Genomic DNA, 17456 nt, shown 5'->3' on the forward strand with positions numbered 1-17456 from the left:
ACGCGGCCCTGCGGTGATGTGGTGACCGGGAGGAACCGGCGGGGCTCAGTCGCCCGCCCGCACGACCCTCAGATGGGAGGCGTTACGGCGCGTCCGGCGGTCCCTGGACGGGGTGCGGCGGGCCTCGCGCAGCGCGAACGTGAGCCGGGTGCAGCCCAGTTCCTCGAGCGTCCTGGACGTCTCGACGACGATCCGGCAGTCGGTGGCGCCCCAGCGCGGATCCGGGTGCAGCAGCGGCCGTACGGCGCCGTCGTGCTCGACGGCGCTCTCGCCGACCGAGCGGATCCAGTGCGGCAGGCCGTGCCGGTAGGCGGCCTCCATGATCGGGTCCTGGGCGATGTCGCGGCGGATGGCCTGGAGGCCGTGGTCGGGGCCGTGGCTCTCCACGGTCCGCGCGAAGTGCGCGAGCATCGGCAGGCACCAGCTCGCCTCGTGCTCGCCGAGCACCGTGGGAGCGTCGGGGTGGAACAGCACGAACCTGAGGAAGTTGTCGCCCGGCATGGCCGTCGGATGCGGGCCGACACCACCGAAAAGTGACCGGAAGGCACTGTTGGCCAGCACCACGTCCCAGCAGTGGTCGACGACGAGCGAGGGGAAGGAGACGGCCTCCAGAAGCCCGGAGTAGTCCTCCAGGTAGGCCTGGACATCGGAAGTCTCGGGGACGGGCCGCGGTGCCGGCCGCTGCCCTCCTGCCTGATATGCCATCGGGAGGTCACCCCTCTTGCCTGTGCGGCCCTGACGCGGCGCCCCGATCCTGATGCCCGGAACTGAGGCGTGTCAACTATCGTGGCATTTCGTGCTGGTTGACGGCTGAAATTGGCCACAGTTGTGGCGAGACCTGGATGTGAGTTCGAAGCACCGGCTACGCTCCGGGAAGTTAACGCCGGGGTAGGTCACGGCATCCACTTGTGAGAAGCCTGTGAGAGACGTAGGAGATCTGTCGGTGACGGGTGGCTTCGTCGAAGGTCCGGGCGCCACACCGACGGCCGTGCTGGCGGCCGTCGTCTCCCGTGTCACCGCGCTCGCCGACCGGCTCGGCGTGCCGCACGCCGAGGTCTTCGACATCGGCCGGCTGTCCGTCGCCTCCGGCGTCCCGGAACCCGTGGTCAAGGCCCTGCTCGGCGGCCGGCCGGCGGGCGAGCCCGATGTGCAGGCCCGGTTCCTCCAGCGCCTGGACCTGCTGCGCCGGACCCGGCTCAAACCCAACGGCCGGAAGTACACCCAGCAGGAGATCGCCGACGGCGCGGGCATGTCCCGGCAGCAGGCCGGCGCCCTCATCAACGGCGACCGGCGGCCGACCATGGAGCACTGCGACGCCCTCCAGCGGTTCTTCCGGGTGCACGCCGGTTTCCTCACGGCCGAGGACCCCGAGGCACTGGTGAGCGCCCTCCAGCACACCGAGCAGGAGCTGCTCCAGAAGCTCGCCGACCGCGAGCGGGAGGCGGCCGCGGCAGCCGACGACCCGCTGGAGCGGCTGTTGCAGGACCACGGCGTGCGCGGCATCGCCTGGCGGGCCGCGCAGCTGCCCACCGACCAGCACCGCGACAAGGTGGCGGAGTGGCTGGACATGCTCCTGGAGAGCGTCAAGCGGCCCGAGTCGTGACCGTGGGGAGAACTGTGGGCATCGGTAAGGAAATGCGCCGCCTGTGCGGCGAACTGGTCGCGGAGCTGACCCTCCCCGCGCCGGCGCGGCCCGACGCGCTGTACGCCGCGCTGTGCGATGCCATGAGCAGACGCCGGGGCCGCCCCGTCCACTTCCGTACGGCCGCCTTCCCGCCCGGGACCGCGAGCGGGCTGTGGCTCGACATGGCCGAGCAGGACCTCGTCGTGATCGAGGAACGCACCGCTCCCGACCACCAGTTGGTGATCCTGGGCCACGAGCTGTGGCACATGAAGGCGGGACACTGCTCCCACCACGTCGAGGGCGCCGCCGTCGCGGCCCGGCTGCTCCACGACGGCGCCGACCTCCAGGCGACGGTGCTGAAGGTCGCCGCCCGCACCCGTTTCGACCTCGACGACGAGAAGGAGGCCGAGAGCTTCGGCCTGCTGCTGGCCAGCAAGTGCCGGTCCTGGCTGGCGGGTTCGGCGTCCCGGGGGCCCGTGCAGCGGGACCATCTGGCGGGGCGGATCGAGGCGTCACTGGGCTACCCGGGGTCGCAGGGCTGAGCGGCCGGCAGCGCGGGCCGAGGTGGGGTCCGGCCTGCGCCGAGCGGGCGAACCCACGGGCGGCGGGGCCGGATTGTCAGTGGTGGGCGGCAAGCTGGAGGTGCGTCCCGTGTGTGCGGGGCGTGCGCGCCCTTCAGGGCGCGGGACCGATGACGCCGACACGGGGAGAGCCGACCGATGCCCACCGCCGTACTGACCGACCGTGAACGCACCGCCGTCCAGGCCTATCTGCGGCTGCTGCACACCGTCCGGGCCGCCTTCGACCTGGAGACGGGCCCGCCCGGCGCCCACCGGCCCCCTGTCGTCCCGCCCGGCGTCCTCGCCGAGGCGGAGGAGGCCCTCGACCGAGCGGGCCTCACCGGCAACGAGGAAGCGTTCTTCCGCCTGCTCCAGAGCTGGTGCCCCGAGCCGGGGCCCTGAGCCGGAACCCTGAGCCGACGGCCGATGACACGGCGACCCGGCAAGCCTGATCGCCGGTCTCAGTCGTGCGGTACGGCGACCGCCGTCGCGACCAGGCCGCGGTCGGCGGTCCAGTGGCCGTCGAAGTGGCCCAGGCGGCGGGCGCCGACCCGTGGGCCGGGGACGAGGAGCGTGGCGCGGAAGGTACCGCGCGGTTCGCCGGGGTCGGCGGAGATCTCGATGTCGGCCTCCGCGAAGTCCAGCCACGCGCCGGTGAGCGGGAACCACGCCTTGTAGACGGACTCCTTCGCGCTGAACAGCAGCCGGTCCCAGTGGACGTCGGGGCGCTGTGCGGCCAGCCGCCGCAGGCGCTCGGCCTCGGCCGGCAGGGAGACGGCGGGCAGCACCCCCTCGGGCAGCGGCCCGTGGACCTCGGCGTCGATGCCCAGGGAGGCCAGGTCGGTGGCGCGGACCAGGGCGGCGGCGCAGTAGCCGTCGCAGTGGGTCATGCTGCCGGCCAGCCCGGCCGGCCAGCGCGGGGCGCCGCGTTCCCCGGGCAGGATCGGCTGCGGCGGCACGCCGAGCTTCTCCATGGCCCGGCGGGCGCAGGAGCGGACGACGGTGAACTCCCGGCGCCGCTTGGCGACCGCCCGGGTCACGAGCGCCGCCTCCTCGGGGTACAGCGGGGTGTCCGCGCCGTCGTTGCCGTAGGCCTCCACGGTGACGACGGTCTGGGGCAGCAGTTCCCCGATCACCGCTCCTCGCCCTCCCTCGGCAGGATGCGCCGCAGCCGCCCCGGCTCACCGGACCGCTTGCGCCACTCCCGGGGGTAGCCCACGGACACCTCTTCGAATCGCACGCCCTCGTGCCAGGTGGTGCGGGGGATGTGCAGATGGCCGTAGACCATCGTGTGGACGGGGAATCTGCGGTGCCAGTCGGCGGTCAGTCCCGTGCCGCACCACATGGCGAACTCGGGGTGCCACAGGACGTCCATCGGGTGCCGGTGCAGCGGGTAGTGGTTGACGGGGATCACGGGCAGGCCGTCGGGCAGTTCGGCGAGTCTGCGTTCGGTCTCGGCGACCCGGTCCCGGCACCAGTCCTCCCGACTCGGGTACGGGTCGGGGTGCAGCAGGTACTCGTCGGTGCACACGATGCCCGTACCCTGGGCGTACGCCAGGCCCTGCTCCTTGGTCGCGCACCCGGACGGCAGGAACGAGTAGTCGTACAGCAGGAACAGCGGTGCGACGGCCACGGGGCCGCCGGGGCCGTCCCAGACGGGGTAGGGGTCCTCCGGTGTCGTCACGCCGAGGTCCCGGCACAGCTCGACCAGGTGGTCGTACCGGGCGACGCCGCGCAGGGTGACGGCGTCGCTCGGATGGGTCCACAGCTCGTGGTTGCCGGGCACCCAGACGACCTTGCGGAAGCGGGCCGCGAGCGTCTTGAGGGTCCAGCGGATGTCCGCCACGGTCTCCGCGACGTCCCCGGCGACGAGCAGCCAGTCGTCGTCCGTCCCGGGCCGCATCCCTTCGACCAGGGCGCGGTTCTCCGGGTAGCCGATGTGCAGATCGCTGATGGCCAGCAGTTGTCCGGCGCCACCGGCCGTCGACGTCACCCCTCGTCCCCCTCCACGCCCCCACCGCGAACGCCACCACGAGATCACATCACCGCGCCCGGGGACAAGGGCGGCCGGACGGCCGGGAATCGGAATCCGTAACCCGCGCGTTGCACGACTCGGCCCGCCGAAGCCGTATGATCTGCCCCAACACCACCGCTAAGAACTTCCCTTTCACAGGGGCGGTTTGGTGACCCTCCATTCATCCTGCCCGGGCACGGGCTGCTGAGCCCTGCCCGCGAACCGTGAAAGGCGGCCTGCATGGTCTCTCGCGTACGCGTCTGGCTCAACCGCACGTACGCGGAGAACGTGTTCTTCATGGATCAGCTGCGGAGAAATCCCAGCGACCGGGCCGTCGAGATCCATGCCACGCACGGCGACCCCGACTCCCCCGTGCTGGCCGCCGCCGACACCGCCGAGCTGGAACCCGAGAACCTCTCCCCCGCCGGGTACGTCGAGTACGCGCTCGACCAGTGCGCGCGGCGCGGCATCGACGTGTTCGTGCCCCGGCTGCACCAGGCGGCGATCGTGGCGCACCGCGCCGAGTTCGAGGCGGCCGGTACGGCGGTGCTGGCGCCGCCGCCCGAGGCGGTGGCCGTCTTCCAGGACAAGGTGATCGCCTACGAGGCGGTCCAGGCGATCGGCGTGCCGGTGCCGCCGTGGTGGCGGGTCCGGTCGGGTGACGAACTCGTCGCCGCCGTGGAGGCTTTGGAGGCCGCCGGGCACAAGGCGTGCTTCAAGCCGGCGTCGGGGGCGGGCGGGGTGGGCTTCCGCGTGATCACGCGCTCGCCCTTCTCGCTGATGCACCTGAGCGGGTTCCCGAGCCCGTACGTGCCGCTCGACCTGGTGCTGGAGGCGCTGGGGCGGGCCGAGGAGCCCGTCGACTGGATGGTGATGCCGCGCCTGGAGCAGCCCGAGGTGTCGGTGGACTGCCTGACCGGTCCGGACAACCGGGTCCGGCTGGCCGTCGGCCGCACCAAGAACGGCCGCCGCCGGGGCTTCACGCTGCACGAGCGGTGGCTGGACCCGGCCCGGCGGATCGCGGAGGGCTTCGGTCTGCACTACCTGTCCAACATCCAGTTCCGCATGTTCGGCGACCGGCCGGTCCTGATGGACGTCAACACCCGCCCGGCCGGCGGCCTGCACCAGCTGTCGCTGTGCGGGGTCAACGCCCCCTGGGCCGCCGTCCAGCTGGCGCTCGGCGAGGACCCGGGCGAGGTGGTCCCGCCGTTCCTGGGCCAGGACTACACGGTGGTGTCGGGGCCGCGTCCGCTGCGGCCGGTGCAGCTGCCGCAGCAGCGGCCGGAGGCGACGGAGCAGCAGCCGCTGCCCGCGGTGCCGGCCGGCTCCGTCGAGACGGCGGCCCCGCAGGCCACGGTGGGGGCCCTGCCTCTCTAGCCCCTGTCCCCGCCCAGCGCCTGTCCTCCGCTATGTGCCGTACCCCCATGCCTGGGCCAGTTCCCTCAGGCGTGGGGGGAGTTCGACACCCGGGTCGGCGCCGCGGGCCGACTGGATGCGGCCGGACTTGATGGTGCTGGACCAGTCGCCGAGCTGCGGGCGGAAGGTGCCGTGGTCCTTGCTGCCGTAGTCGAGCATGGCGGGCTCCCAGGGGACGCCGAGGTGGTCGCAGATGCCCCGGGTGACCTTCTCCGGCTCGGCGGTGAGCTCCTCGTAGGTGATCACATGGGGGTCGAGGTTCAGACGGGCCTCCTCCAGCTTCTCGCTGTAGTCGAGGACCTCGGTGCGAACGGCCTCGTGATCGGGGTCGCTGCGGCGGGCGGTGAGGGACGTGACGACCGCGCCGGGGTGGCGGAGCAGCAGGATGTAGCGGGCGTTCGGCCAACATCGGCGCAGGCGGGGCCAGATGAGGGTGTTCGGCGGGGTCTTGTCGACGATGACGTCCTTGCCGCTGCGGCTGAGCTCCAGGTGCAGCACCCGGTCCCACAGCACGTGTTCCAGCTCGTCCTTGTCGAGGTGGAGCGCCCGCATGGCGTCCGCGGTGAAGTCGCGGGACAGGTGGACGTGCACCGTGCGCAGGTGCATCTCGTGCGGGGCGCGGATGCGGCTGTGGCTGTTGAGCAGGACGCGCAGCAGGGTCGAACCGGAGCGCACCGACGACAGGACGAAGACGGGCGAGTCGACCAGCCGGGGCGCGGGCGGGGCGGTGTAGGTGTCGGCTGCCGGGCGGGGGGCGGGGATGGCGTCAAGGGTCCGGCGCGGTGGACTGACCGCTTGCATCACCAGCCTTCCGCGACGCTTCAGGCCCTTGCCGATCGCAGCCATACGCGGGTCTCGCACGGTGACACCTTTCGTTCGCGTTGTGCGTTCCGCATCCCAGGGGGACGGGGCGAACTCAAGGTGTCCACAAGGCGAACCGGCGTGCTCACGAGCGTCCACACACCGCCCGTGAGCAGGCCACTTACCCGTTTCTTAAACTTTCGTCAGAACCGGCCGGCGCCGCGGTACAGCTCCAGTTCCCCTTCCAGTTCGACGGCCAGCACCGTGGCGTGCGGGTCGAGGTCCGGCGCGGCGGGCGGCTCGATCCAGAGGATGCCCGGGGTCTCGTGGAGGCCGCCGGTGACGCGGTGGGCCAGTTCCGTGCCGCTGCCGAGCACCGACACCTTGCGGACCTTTCCGAGGAGACCGCGCACGTTGATCTCGGCGCGTGGGGCGTCGAAGAGGATCAGGTAGAGGGTGCGGCGGTCCTCGGAGAGGGTGCTCGGGCCGTAGTGGTGGCCCGGCGGGAGTCCCCGTTCGGTGCCGTACACCGCTTCCGCGTGCCGGGCGATCCAGGCGCCGAGCCCTTCCAGCCGCTCCGCCTGCTCGGCCGGGATGGTGCCGTCCTCCCGCGGGCCGACGCTGAGCAGCAGGTTGCCTCCGCCCCCGATGGTCTCGGTGAAGTAGCGGATCAGCTGGTCGACCGACTTGTGGTTGTGGTCGTGGTGCTGGTGGCCCCAGGAGTCGTTGATCGTCAGGCACAGCTCCCAGGGGCCCTCGGGCGGGACGACCGGGGCGCCCTGTTCCGGCGTCGCGTAGTCGCCCTCGCTGAGCATGCGGGCGTTGAAGACGACGTCCGGTACCTCGGAGCGGATGAGCGCGGCCAGCTCGGGGATGCGCCACTGCTCCTCGCTGCGGTCCCACTCGCCGTCGAACCACAGCAGGTCGGGCTTGTAGCGGGAGGTCAGTTCGCGGATCTGGCCGTCTCGGTAGGCGAGGAACCTCTCCCAGGCCTGAAGGTCCTCGTCCTCGGCGGCGACCTCCGAGTAGCGGTTGTCCTCCAGCTCCGGTGGGCGGCCGGGCTTGCGGGTGGAGGCGTAGTCGGGGTGGCTCCAGTCCGAGTGCGAGTAGTAGAGCCCGACCTTGAGGCCCTGCTCGCGCAGGGCGTCGGCGTAGCCGGCGATCAGGTCGCGGCCCACGTTCAGGTCGCCGTGGGCCGTGTCCCACAGGGCGACGCCGTCGTGGTGGCGGCTGGTCAGCACGGCGTACTTCGCTCCGGCCCGCGCGAAGAGCCTCGCCCAGTCGCGCGGGTCGTAGCGGGAGGCCGTGAAGCGGTCCAACTGGGACATGTACCGGTCGTAGGGGACGATGTCGTCGTAGAACGACCAGGACTCCTGGACGCCGTCGACGGCGTAGATGCCCCAGTGGACGAAGATCCCCAGCTTCGCGTCGGTGAACCAGGGTTGCATGGCCATGGGTCAGCCCCTGCGCAGACGCAGTGTCAGGATCTGGAAGGGCCGCAGTGCGACGGGGACACCGCCGTCGCCGTCCACGCCCGCCTCCTCGAGCGGTCGTTCCAGCAGGTCGGTGATCTGCGCGCCGGCGAGCGGGAATCCGGTGCGCAGCACCCCCTGGGCCCGGCCGCCGCGGGACTCGTAGAGCCGTACGACGACGTCGCCGGAGGCGTCGTCGGCGAGCTTGACCGCCTCCACCGTCACGCCCTCGCCCTCGACGGAGACGACCGGTGCGGGGGCACCCGCCGCGTCGGCCACCCGGAGCGGGAGGTTGAGGGCGTAGCCCTCGGCGACGGCGTCCTCGATGGTCGCGCCGGGCAGCAGCGCGTAGGTGAAGCGGTGCCGGCCCTGGTCGGCCTCGGGGTCCGGGATGCGCGGCGCCCGGACCAGGCTGAGGCGGACGGTGGTCGTGGTGCCGCCGTCCTCGCGCACCGTGCGGGAGACGTCGTGGCCGTACGTCGAGTCGTTGATGACCGCGACGCCGTAGCCGGGTTCGCCGAGGTGCACCCAGCGGTGGCCGGAGACCTCGAAGCGGGCCGCCTCCCAGCTGGTGTTGGTGTGGGTGGGGCGCTGGATGTGGCCGAACTGGATCTCGGCGGAGGAGTGCGGGGCGCGGATGTCGACCGGGAAGGCCGCCTTGAGGATCTTCTCCGTCTCGTGCCAGTCGATGTCCGTCTCGATGTCGATCCGGGGGCTGCCGGCGCGGACGGTGATCGTCTGGGTGATCGTCGAGCCCTTGCCGAAGGACCGCTCCACGCGGATCGCGCCGACCAGCGGGTCCTGCTCGACGACCGTGACGGACGAGGCGTCGAGGAGGTCCGTGTAGCGGTTCTTGTAGTGCTTGTCGATGTCCCAGGCGTCCCAGTAGTTGGGCAGGTCGGTGTGCAGGCGGAGCAGGTTGCCCGGCTCGGCGAGGACTTCGCGGCGGGCGCGCAGGTCGTAGACGGACGACAGGGTGCCGTCCTCGGCCACCTCCACGCGGACGAGCCCGTTGTCGAGGACCCGGCCGTCCACCGTCACCGGCTGCGCCGGCTCGGCCCCGGCGAGGGGCGCGGAACCGCTCGCGGGCACCTCCACGTACACCGGTGCGCCGTCGGCGGTGCGGACCACCTCGGCACGGTCGTAGGGACTGGTGTTGAAGACGCGGGTCCCGCCGGAGCCGAGCGCGGCCACCGCCTCGGCGGTCAGCGCCTGCAGCTCACGGGCCACGCGGGCGTACTCGGCCTCGGCCTCGCGGTGCACCCAGGCGATGGAGGAGCCGGGCAGGATGTCGTGGAACTGGTGCAGCAGCACCGTCTTCCAGAGCCGGTCCAGCTTCTCGTACGGGTACGCGTAGCCCGGCGCGTGCAGCGCGGCCGTGGTCGCCCACAGTTCGGCCTCGCGCAGGAGGTGCTCGGAGCGGCGGTTGCCCTGCTTGGTGCGGGCCTGGGAGGTGTAGGTGGCGCGGTGCAGCTCCAGGTAGAGCTCGCCGACCCAGACGGGTGCGTCCGGGTACTCCTCGCGGGCCTTGGCGAAGAACTCGTCGGGGTGTTCGACGACGACCTTCGCGGAGCCCTCCAGGTCCGCCAGCCGGCGGGCGCGTTCCATGATCTCGCGGGTGGGGCCGCCACCGCCGTCGCCCCAGCCGAAGGGGGCCAGGGAGCGGGAGGCGCCGCCCTTCTCCTGGTAGTTGCGGACCGCGCGGGACATCTCCTCGCCGCTGAAGCGGGCGTTGTAGGTGTCGACCGGCGGGAAGTGGGTGAAGATCCGGGTGCCGTCGATGCCCTCCCACCAGAACGTGTGGTGGGGGAACTTGTTGGTCTGGTTCCAGGAGATCTTCTGGGTGAGGAACCACTCGTTCCCGGCGAGCTTGGCGATCTGCGGGTAGGCGGCGTTGTAGCCGAAGGAGTCCGGCAGCCAGACGCCCTTGGTCTCGATGCCGAAGTGGTCCATGAAGAACCGCTTGCCGTGGACGAACTGGCGGGCGACGGCCTCGCCGCCGGGCAGGTTGCCGTCGGACTCGACCCACATGCCGCCCACGGGCGCCCACTGGCCGTTCTTGACCGACTCCTGGATGCGGGCCCAGACCTTGGGGTAGTTGTCGCGCACCCACTCGTACTGCTGGGCCTGGGAGCAGGCGAAGATGAAGTCGTCGTACTCGTCGGCCAGGGACGTGACGTTGGAGAAGGTGCGGGACGTCTTGCGCTTGGTCTCGCGGATCGGCCAGAGCCAGGCCGAGTCGATGTGGGCGTGGCCCACCCCGGAGACCGTGTGCGCGCTGGCGTGCGCGGGCTTGGACAGCACCGGCTTCAGCGCCTCGCGCACCGCGGCGGCCGAGCCGGAGACGTCGTCCAGGTCCAGCCGGTCCATCGCCCGGTCGAGCGCGTGCGCGATCTCGTGCCGGCGCGGGTCGTGCTCGCCGAGTTCCAGCATGAGCTCGCGCAGCACCTGGACGTCGAGGTCGAGGTGCCAGACCTCCTCGTCGAGGATGGCGATGTCGGCGCTGCGGAAGGTGTAGAGCGGCTTGTCGCCGGCGGTGAGCTTGTCGCCGAGCGGGGTGGTCTTCGAGAAGTTGTCCGCGAGGATGTCCGGGTTGGAGGCGGCCTCGACCAGGTACTCGACCGTCTCGCCGCCCGTCGCCGGGTTGGCGATCGCCACGTACTGGTTGAGCGGGTTGACGGCCTTCAGCGGGGTGCCGTCCGTGAGGTGCACCAGGGCCTCGGCCTGGTTGCCGGGCCAGTCGCCCACGAAGCCGAGGTCGATGACGGCCTCGACGCGGCGTCCCGCCCACGCCTCGGGCACCTGGCCGCGCATGCGGAACCAGGTGGTGCCCCAGGGCGGTCCCCAGGGGGTGCCCATCGCGAACGGCGCGTACGAGGCGGCGGCGGCCTCCTCGAACGGGACCGGCTCCCCCGGGGCCTGCCAGGCCTCGACCTCGAAGGGGACGGTGGCCGCGTAGATCGCGGTTTTGATGCGCTGATCGTGGAGGCGCTGCACGCGCTCCTCGATACGGCGGCTTTCGTCGTGCATGAGATGTCTCCAGGAAGCGGGAAGCCGGGGGGAAAGCGCTTACCGAACGGTGCTCACCTAAGGTACGCGAGCCCGGGGTGGACCTCGGTGTAGCCCTCGACCAGCCTGCGGGCCACGTTGACGGAGTCGACGAGCGGGTGCAGGGCGAAGGCCTTCACGGCCGTCGTACGGGAGCCGGAGTCGGCGGCGGCCAGCACCTCGCGCTCGACGGCCTTGACCGCGCAGACCAGCCCGGTGGCGTGGCCGGGCAGCGGGTCGACGGCGACGGGGTGGGCGCCGTTGGCGTCGACGAGGCAGGGCACCTCGATGACGGCGTCGGTGTCCAGGACGGACAGGGTCCGCTGGTTGCGGACGTTGAGGATCAGGGTCGTGCGCTCGTCGCGGGCGATCGCGCGCATCAGGGCGAGGGCCACCTTCTCGTAGCCGCCGGACAGGTCGTCCTCGTCGCGTTCGCCCGCGCCCGCGGTCTCGCGGTTCTCGGCCATGTAGGTGGCCTCGCGCTCGGCGCGGGTCTGGTCCCAGACCTTGAGGGCGGGGGCGTCCGGGTTGCTCATCTCGGCGTAGAAGCGGGCCTGCTGGTCGTGCAGGAAGGCGCCGCGGGTCTTCTCGGCCTGCTGGTAGGCCCGTACGGCTTCCCGGTTGAAGTAGTAGTAGTGCAGGTACTCGTTGGGGATCGCGCCCAGGGACTGGAGCCAGTCGACTCCGAAGAGCTTGCCCTCCTCGAAGGAGCCGAGCAGGTCCGGGTCGGCGAGCAGGCGCGGCAGCTCGTCCCGGCCGGCGACGCGCAGGCCGCGTACCCAGCCGAGGTGGTTGAGGCCGACGTAGTCGATCCAGGCCTCCTTGGGGTTCGCGCCGAGCACCCGGGCGATACGGCGGCCGAGGCCGACCGGGGAGTCGCAGATGCCGATGACGCGGTCGCCGAGGTGGCGGGACATGGCCTCGGTGACCAGGCCGGCCGGGTTGGTGAAGTTGATGACCCAGGCGTCCGGCGCCAGGCGGGCGACCCGCCGGGCGATGTCGACGGCGACCGGGACGGTGCGCAGACCGTAGGCGATGCCGCCCGCGCCGACCGTCTCCTGGCCGAGGACGCCCTCGGCCAGGGCCACCCGCTCGTCGTCCGCCCGGCCCTGAAGTCCGCCGACGCGGATCGCGGAGAACACGAAGTCGGCGCCGCGCAGGGCCTCGTCCAGATCGGTGGTGGCGGTCACCTCGGGCGCGTCGGGGACACCGGCCGCCTGCTCGGCGAGGACGCGGGTCACGGCGGACAGTCGCCCGGAATCCAGATCGTGCAGGACGACGTGCGTCACCCGGCCCTCGGCGTGGTCCTGGAGGAGCGCCCCGTACACCAGCGGCACGCGGAATCCTCCGCCGCCCAGAATCGTCAGCTTCACGCCTGCACCTTTCCCGCCAGGACGACCTCGACTCCTGCCTCCTGGAAGGAGGACCGCGTCGCCGCGTCGACCGGCTCGTTCGTCACCACCACGTCCAGGTCCTCGGGACCGCAGACCTTCGCCATCCCGTGCCCCGGGAACTTCGCCGCGTCGGCGAGCAGCACGACCTTCTCGCCCGCCTTGATCATGGCGCGCTTGACCGGCACCTCCACGACCGTCGTGTCCATGACCTGGCCGCCGGGCCGCACGCCGCTGGTTCCGAGGAAGAGCCAGTCGGCGTGCAGCTGGCGCAGGTTGTCCTCGGTGAGGAAGCCGACCAGGGAGCGGTACTCGCGGCGGACCATGCCGCCGAGCAGGACCAGCTCGATGCCCTCGTCGTCGGCGAGTTCCTCGTAGACCACCAGGTTGCTGGTGATCACGGTGAGCCGGCGGCCGTGCAGCTGACGGGCCAGGCGGTAGGCCGTCGTCCCGATGTCCAGCAGCACCGACTGGCCGTCCCTGACCATGGCCGCAGCGCGTTCGGCTATGGCGTCCTTCTCGGCCACGCGCACCTCGGCGACCTCGGCGAAGGGCTGGTCGCCCTCCTCCACCACGGCGCCGCCGTGGACGCGCGTGAGCAGCCCGTCTTCTTCCAGTTTGACCAGGTCCCGCCTGATTGTGGCGGGACTCACGCCCAGCTGCTCTGAGAGGTCGGTCACGGCAGCGGGCCCGCCGGAGCGCAGGGCCCGCAGGATGAGTTGGTGTCGTCGTTCTGCCAGCACGGCGTGAACAGTACTCGTCATCCTCAATCATTTCCATGCTCACTTCTGCTCGGGTATTGACCAATCTCTCCGATCGGCGCACGATTCCGGTCACTGAAATGAAGAGTTTTGACGAGCTCGCGGGGTGGGCTCCTCGAACGCTTCCCAACGAGAGGACCCTTCCGTGGACGACGAACGGCCCGATGTGCTGCTGACCGGGCTGCTCTTCTACGACCTCGTCCTCACGGGGCTCGGCAAGCCCCCGGCCCCGGGCGAGGAGATCTGGACGACGGGCATGGGCTGCGGCCCGGGCGGCATCGCCAACCTGGCGGTGGCGGCCAGCCGCTTCGGCCTGCGCACCTCACTCGCCACGGTGTTCGGCGACGACCTCTACGGCGAGTTCTGCCGGGACATCCTGTGCGACCAGGAGGACGTCGACCTCTCGCTCTCCCGCACGGCCGACGGCTGGCCCACCCCCGTCACCGTCGCCCTCGCCCACGGTCACGACCGGGCCCTGATCACCCACGGCCAGGAGCCGCCGTACTCGCAGGACGTGCTGGTGGGCGACCCGCCCGGGGCGCGTACCGCCCTGGTGCACATCGAGGCGCAGCCGCGCGAGTGGCTCGCCAAGGCCGCCGCGGGCGGCACGCAGATCTACGCCGACGTCGGCTGGGACCCCAGCCAGGAGTGGTCGACGGCCCTCCTGGACCAGCTCACCCTGTGCCACGCCTTCCTCCCGAACGAGACGGAGGCCATGGCCTACACCCGCACGGACAGCGCGGTCGCCGCGCTCGGCACGCTGTCCGAGCTGGTGCCGGTCGCGGTGGTCACCCGGGGCCGGGACGGCGCGATGGCCGTCGACCAGACGACCGGCGAGTACGCCGACGTGCCCGCCCTCGACGTCGAGGTGCTGGACGCGACGGGTGCCGGGGACGTCTTCGGCGCCGCCTTCGTCACCGCCTCGCTCGGCGGCTGGCCGCTCGCGGAACGGCTGCGGTTCGCGGTGCTCGCCGCCGGTCTGTCCGTCCGGCACCACGGCGGGGCGCTGGCCGCTCCCGGCTGGTACGGCGTGGACCGCTGGTGGCGCTCCCTGACCGACCCCGAGCTGAAGCGCGCCTACGGCTTCCTGGCGGACCGGCTCCCGGAGAACCCCGGCCCGCCGGTCGTGTACGCCCCCGTCACCCCTCCCGCACGGCAGCAGTGACTTTCACACACCTCTCAGCACCACGACAGGAAAAACAGGAGTGACCCGTGGACCTTTCTCGTAGAGGCTTCCTCCAGGCCGCCGCGCTCACCGCGGCCGCCTCCGGCCTGACCGTCGCATGCGGCGGCGGCTCGGGATCGGGCGGCACCAAGAACGGCAAGAGCCTCACCATGTGGTACTGGGGTGGCGCACTGAGCGACAAGGTGGTCGCGGAGGCCAAGACGCACTTCGGCAGCCAGGTGAAGCTGACCGCCGCCTCCATCGGCGGCGACTTCAAGCAGAAGCTCACCACCACGCTCGCGGCGGGCAGCTCCGTGCCCGACATCACCGGCATCAAGGGCGAGGACATCGCGTCCTTCCTGCCCAACGCCGACCGCTTCCTCGACCTGAACGACCTGGGCTTCAAGAAGATCTCGTCCCAGTACCTGGACTGGAAGACCAAGCTCGCCCAGACCAAGGACGGAAAGCAGATCGGGTTCCCGATCGACATCGGTCCCACCGCGCTCTTCTACCGCGCGGACCTGTTCCGCAAGGCCGGCCTGCCCACCGACCCCGACAAGGTCGCCGCCGAGGCGGGGACCTGGGACGACTACTTCGCGCTCGGCTCCGAGCTGAAGAAGGCGGTGCCCGGCACCTACCTGATCAACAACATCAGCTCGGTGTTCAACATCGCCGTCGGCCAGGGCACCAAGCGGTTCATCGACGAGAACAACCACTTCATCGGCGACCAGGACCACATCCGCGAGGCGTGGACCACGGCGGTCCGCCCCTACACGCTCGGCATCGACGCCAGGATCAACGACAACACCTGGAACGCCGCCATCGGCAAGAACCTCAGCACCGAACTCGGCGCCGCCTGGCACGCGTTGGACATCGAGCAGGCCGCCCCGGGCACCAAGGGCAAGTGGCGGGTCTGTGCGACGCCCGGCGGACCGGCCAACCAGGGCGGCTCCTACCTGGCCCTGCCCAAGCAGTGCCGTAACCCCGAAGAGGCATTCAAGATCATCAGCTGGATCCTCAGCCCGGCCAACAACGCCCGCGGCTTCACCGACGCCGCCATCTTCCCCGCCTCCCCGTCCTCGTACGCCATGCCCGCCATGACGGGCGGCGACGCCTTCTTCGGCGGACAGAAGATCATCGATGTCTTCGGCCCGGCCGCCAAGGCCATCCCGGTCAGCTACGAGGCACCCGCCGACGCCGCCGTCATGGCCCCCTACTTCACCGAGCTGACCAGCATCGAGGCCAAGGGCAAGAAGCCCGACGCCGCCTGGAAGGACGCGGTCAGCCGGGCCAAGCAGATCGCCCGGCGACAGGGGGTGAACTGAGGTGTCATCACCTCCGGTCACGGGTCCCGCCACGGTGCGCGAGCGCCGCGGCGGGCCGGGCCCGGCCCGGTTCCGTCCGCGGCGCACCCCGCCCGCGGGCACCGCCCGGCCGAGGCGGCGCGGGGTGCTGTCGTACTGGCGGCAGTACCTGGCGATCTCGCCGTTCTACCTGATCTTCATCGCCTTCTCCTTCTTCCCCGTCTTCTACTCGCTGTATCTGGCCTTCCAGCGCTACGACGGCCTGGGCACCAAGCAGTTCGTCGGCCTCCAGCAGTTCGAGTTCCTCTGGAACGACCCCGTCTTCTGGCTGTCGATCCGCAACACCCTGGTGATCTGGGTCCTGTCCACCGTTCCCACGCTCTTCGGCGCCCTGGTCCTGGCGACGCTGCTGCATTCGGTGCGCCGCTTCAAGGGCTTCTACCGCATCGCCCTCTACGTCCCGAACGTGACCTCGATCGTCGCCGTGGCGATCTTCTTCGGCGCGGTGTTCAGCAACAACTTCGGCCTGGTCAACGCGATCCTGGGCACGGTCGGCATCTCGCCCGTGCCGTGGCTGAGCAACCCGTGGCTGATCAAACTGGTCATCGCGCTGCTGATGACCTGGATGTGGACCGGCTACAACATGATCATCTACCTGGCCGGTCTGCAGGCCATCCCGACGCAGATCTACGAGGCGGCCAAGCTGGACGGCGCCGGCCCCGTCCGCACCTTCTTCCAGATCACCATGCCGATCATGCGGCCCATCATCCTGTTCACCGTCGTCATCTCGACCATCAACGGCCTGCAGAGCTTCAGCGAACCCCAGGTGCTCTTCGCCAGCAACGCCGCCAACCAGAACCTCGGCGGCCCGGGCCAGGCGGGCCTGACCACGTTGCTGTACTTCTACCAGTCGGCCTTCCTCAACAACGACTACGGCTACGGCGCGGCCATCGTGTGGGCCTTCTTCGTACTGATCATCGTGCTCGTCGTCATCAACTGGCGCATCGTGCAGCGAGGGAGGAAGTCATGACGACAGCCGCCACGGTGCGGCCGGCCAAGGGCGCGCGGCGGCTGCGCCGCCCCAGGGGCCTGACCGCGCACATCATCCTCGCCCTGGCGGTCCTGATCTCGGTCTTCCCCTTCGTGTGGACGATCGTGATGGCGACCAACACCACCCGTGACATCTACAAGAGCCCACCGAAGCTGACCTTCGGCTCCCACCTGCTGGAGAACATCCGGCACGTACTGAACACGATCGACTTCTTCGGATCGATGCTCAACACGGTCGTCGTCGCGTGCGTCACGACGGCCCTGGTGCTGTTCATCGACTCCCTGGCGGCCTTCGCCTTCGCCAAGTTCGACTTCCCCGGGCGCAAGGTGCTCTTCGGCACGCTGCTGGTGTTCATGATGCTGCCGCTCCAGCTGGCCGTCCTGCCGCAGTTCATCCTCATGTCCGAGATCGGCTGGGTCGGCATGCTCAAGGCGCTGGCCCTGCCCGCCCTCGCCAACGCCTTCGGCATCTTCTGGCTGCACCAGTACATACAGAACGGGGTGCCCGACGAGCTGCTCGACGCCGCGCGCATCGACGGCGCCGGGTTCTTCCGCCAGTACTGGAACATCGCGCTGCCGATGATCAGGCCCGCACTGTCCTTCCTCGCCATCTACGCCTTCGTCAACGCCTGGAACGACTACGTGTGGCCGCTCATCGTGCTCACCAACCCCGACCACGTCACCCTCCAGGTGGAGCTCGCCCAGCTCAACGTCGGCCACAACACCGACTACAGCATGGTCATGGCCGGTGTGCTCATGGCGGCTCTCCCCCTGGTCGTGGTCTTCAGCATCTTCGCGCGCGGCTTCATCGCGGGCGCCACCGAGGGTGCGGTACAGGGCAGCTGAACCG

16 protein-coding genes are annotated in these 17456 nt (G+C 70.8%); 8 read left to right on the forward strand and 8 right to left on the reverse strand.

From position 1 onward, the window contains the following. Nucleotides 1-45: 45 nt before the first annotated feature. On the reverse strand, nucleotides 46-705 hold the full coding sequence (locus GTY47_RS33395) for a hypothetical protein (protein ID WP_010042993.1): 660 nt from the start codon (nucleotides 703-705) through the stop codon (nucleotides 46-48). A 238-nt stretch (nucleotides 706-943) separates the two neighbouring features. Here GTY47_RS33395 and GTY47_RS33400 point away from each other — a divergent pair, with 238 nt between their 5' ends. The 3 genes from GTY47_RS33400 to GTY47_RS33410 all read left to right on the forward strand — a co-directional run bounded on the left by GTY47_RS33400 (nucleotide 944) and on the right by GTY47_RS33410 (nucleotide 2586). Then, nucleotides 944-1603 carry a helix-turn-helix transcriptional regulator gene (locus GTY47_RS33400; RefSeq protein ID WP_010042996.1) on the forward strand — a complete coding sequence of 220 codons (660 nt, stop codon included), beginning with the start codon at nucleotides 944-946 and terminating at the stop codon, nucleotides 1601-1603. 32 nt (nucleotides 1604-1635) lie between these two features. After that, entirely contained in the window at nucleotides 1636-2166 is a 531-nt protein-coding gene (locus tag GTY47_RS33405) for a hypothetical protein (protein WP_010042998.1), read from the forward strand. A gap of 177 nt (nucleotides 2167-2343) precedes the next feature. Next, nucleotides 2344-2586, forward strand: a complete 243-nt coding sequence (locus GTY47_RS33410) for a hypothetical protein (RefSeq protein WP_010043000.1) — start codon at nucleotides 2344-2346, stop codon at nucleotides 2584-2586. A gap of 59 nt (nucleotides 2587-2645) precedes the next feature. Here the strand turns inward: GTY47_RS33410 and GTY47_RS33415 are convergent, their stop codons facing one another. After that, the gene (locus tag GTY47_RS33415) at nucleotides 2646-3320 is read right to left on the reverse strand and encodes a 4'-phosphopantetheinyl transferase superfamily protein (RefSeq protein ID WP_010043002.1); all 675 of its coding nucleotides are present in this window, start codon (nucleotides 3318-3320) and stop codon (nucleotides 2646-2648) included. Then, on the reverse strand, nucleotides 3317-4177 hold the full coding sequence (locus GTY47_RS33420; RefSeq protein WP_010043004.1) for a metallophosphoesterase: 861 nt from the start codon (nucleotides 4175-4177) through the stop codon (nucleotides 3317-3319). The genes GTY47_RS33415 and GTY47_RS33420 overlap by 4 nt, the downstream gene beginning before the upstream one ends. 261 nt (nucleotides 4178-4438) lie before the next feature. Between GTY47_RS33420 and GTY47_RS33425 the strand changes: the two genes are divergently transcribed. Further along, nucleotides 4439-5575, forward strand: coding sequence for an ATP-grasp domain-containing protein (locus tag GTY47_RS33425; protein ID WP_010043006.1), 1137 nt, complete (start codon nucleotides 4439-4441; stop codon nucleotides 5573-5575). A gap of 30 nt (nucleotides 5576-5605) precedes the next feature. Here the strand turns inward: GTY47_RS33425 and GTY47_RS33430 are convergent, their stop codons facing one another. From GTY47_RS33430 to GTY47_RS33450, 5 genes are all read right to left on the reverse strand, one after another. Next, nucleotides 5606-6475, reverse strand: a complete 870-nt coding sequence (locus tag GTY47_RS33430) for a sulfotransferase (RefSeq protein WP_173937226.1) — start codon at nucleotides 6473-6475, stop codon at nucleotides 5606-5608. 143 nt (nucleotides 6476-6618) lie between these two features. Then, nucleotides 6619-7869: an alpha-L-fucosidase gene (locus GTY47_RS33435; protein WP_010043008.1), complete on the reverse strand. Its 1251-nt coding sequence runs from the start codon at nucleotides 7867-7869 to the stop codon at nucleotides 6619-6621. Nucleotides 7870-7872: 3 nt separating this feature from the next. Continuing rightward, nucleotides 7873-10917, reverse strand: a complete 3045-nt coding sequence (locus GTY47_RS33440; protein ID WP_010043009.1) for a glycoside hydrolase family 38 C-terminal domain-containing protein — start codon at nucleotides 10915-10917, stop codon at nucleotides 7873-7875. A gap of 53 nt (nucleotides 10918-10970) precedes the next feature. After that, a complete protein-coding gene (locus GTY47_RS33445) occupies nucleotides 10971-12308 on the reverse strand; it encodes a 6-phospho-beta-glucosidase (RefSeq protein WP_010043011.1) in 1338 nt (445 codons plus the stop codon). Continuing rightward, on the reverse strand, nucleotides 12305-13069 hold the full coding sequence (locus GTY47_RS33450) for a DeoR/GlpR family DNA-binding transcription regulator (protein WP_010043014.1): 765 nt from the start codon (nucleotides 13067-13069) through the stop codon (nucleotides 12305-12307). The genes GTY47_RS33445 and GTY47_RS33450 overlap by 4 nt, the downstream gene beginning before the upstream one ends. A gap of 163 nt (nucleotides 13070-13232) precedes the next feature. On the opposite strand from GTY47_RS33450, the gene GTY47_RS33455 reads away from it, so the two are divergent. From GTY47_RS33455 to GTY47_RS33470, 4 genes are all read left to right on the forward strand, one after another. Beyond that, nucleotides 13233-14252, forward strand: a complete 1020-nt coding sequence (locus GTY47_RS33455; RefSeq protein ID WP_010043017.1) for a carbohydrate kinase family protein — start codon at nucleotides 13233-13235, stop codon at nucleotides 14250-14252. Between the two features lie 47 nt (nucleotides 14253-14299). After that, nucleotides 14300-15577 (forward strand): extracellular solute-binding protein, encoded by a 1278-nt coding sequence (locus GTY47_RS33460; protein WP_010043019.1) that lies wholly within the window; start codon nucleotides 14300-14302, stop codon nucleotides 15575-15577. Nucleotides 15578-15701: 124 nt separating this feature from the next. Next, on the forward strand, nucleotides 15702-16586 hold the full coding sequence (locus tag GTY47_RS33465; protein ID WP_010043021.1) for a sugar ABC transporter permease: 885 nt from the start codon (nucleotides 15702-15704) through the stop codon (nucleotides 16584-16586). Continuing rightward, complete coding sequence (locus GTY47_RS33470) at nucleotides 16583-17452, forward strand: carbohydrate ABC transporter permease (RefSeq protein WP_010043025.1); 870 nt, start codon at nucleotides 16583-16585, stop codon at nucleotides 17450-17452. Before GTY47_RS33465 ends, GTY47_RS33470 begins: the two co-directional genes overlap by 4 nt. The last annotated feature ends 4 nt before the right edge of the window (nucleotides 17453-17456 follow it).

Source organism: Streptomyces sp. SID5464, from assembly GCF_009862985.1.
GTDB classification, from domain to species: Bacteria; Actinomycetota; Actinomycetes; order Streptomycetales; family Streptomycetaceae; genus Streptomyces; species Streptomyces chartreusis_D.

Excerpts from the sequence above, each read along its gene's own strand:
- GTY47_RS33405 (WP_010042998.1), top strand. The coding sequence starts at position 1,636 with ATGCGCCGCCTGTGCGGCGAACTGGTCGCGGAGCTGACCCTCCCCGCG.
- GTY47_RS33470 (WP_010043025.1), top strand. The coding sequence starts at position 16,583 with ATGACGACAGCCGCCACGGTGCGGCCGGCCAAGGGCGCGCGGCGGCTG.
- GTY47_RS33395 (WP_010042993.1), bottom strand. The coding sequence starts at position 705 with ATGGCATATCAGGCAGGAGGGCAGCGGCCGGCACCGCGGCCCGTCCCC.
- GTY47_RS33440 (WP_010043009.1), bottom strand. The coding sequence starts at position 10,917 with ATGCACGACGAAAGCCGCCGTATCGAGGAGCGCGTGCAGCGCCTCCAC.
- GTY47_RS33410 (WP_010043000.1), top strand. The coding sequence starts at position 2,344 with ATGCCCACCGCCGTACTGACCGACCGTGAACGCACCGCCGTCCAGGCC.
- GTY47_RS33425 (WP_010043006.1), top strand. The coding sequence starts at position 4,439 with ATGGTCTCTCGCGTACGCGTCTGGCTCAACCGCACGTACGCGGAGAAC.
- GTY47_RS33435 (WP_010043008.1), bottom strand. The coding sequence starts at position 7,869 with ATGGCCATGCAACCCTGGTTCACCGACGCGAAGCTGGGGATCTTCGTC.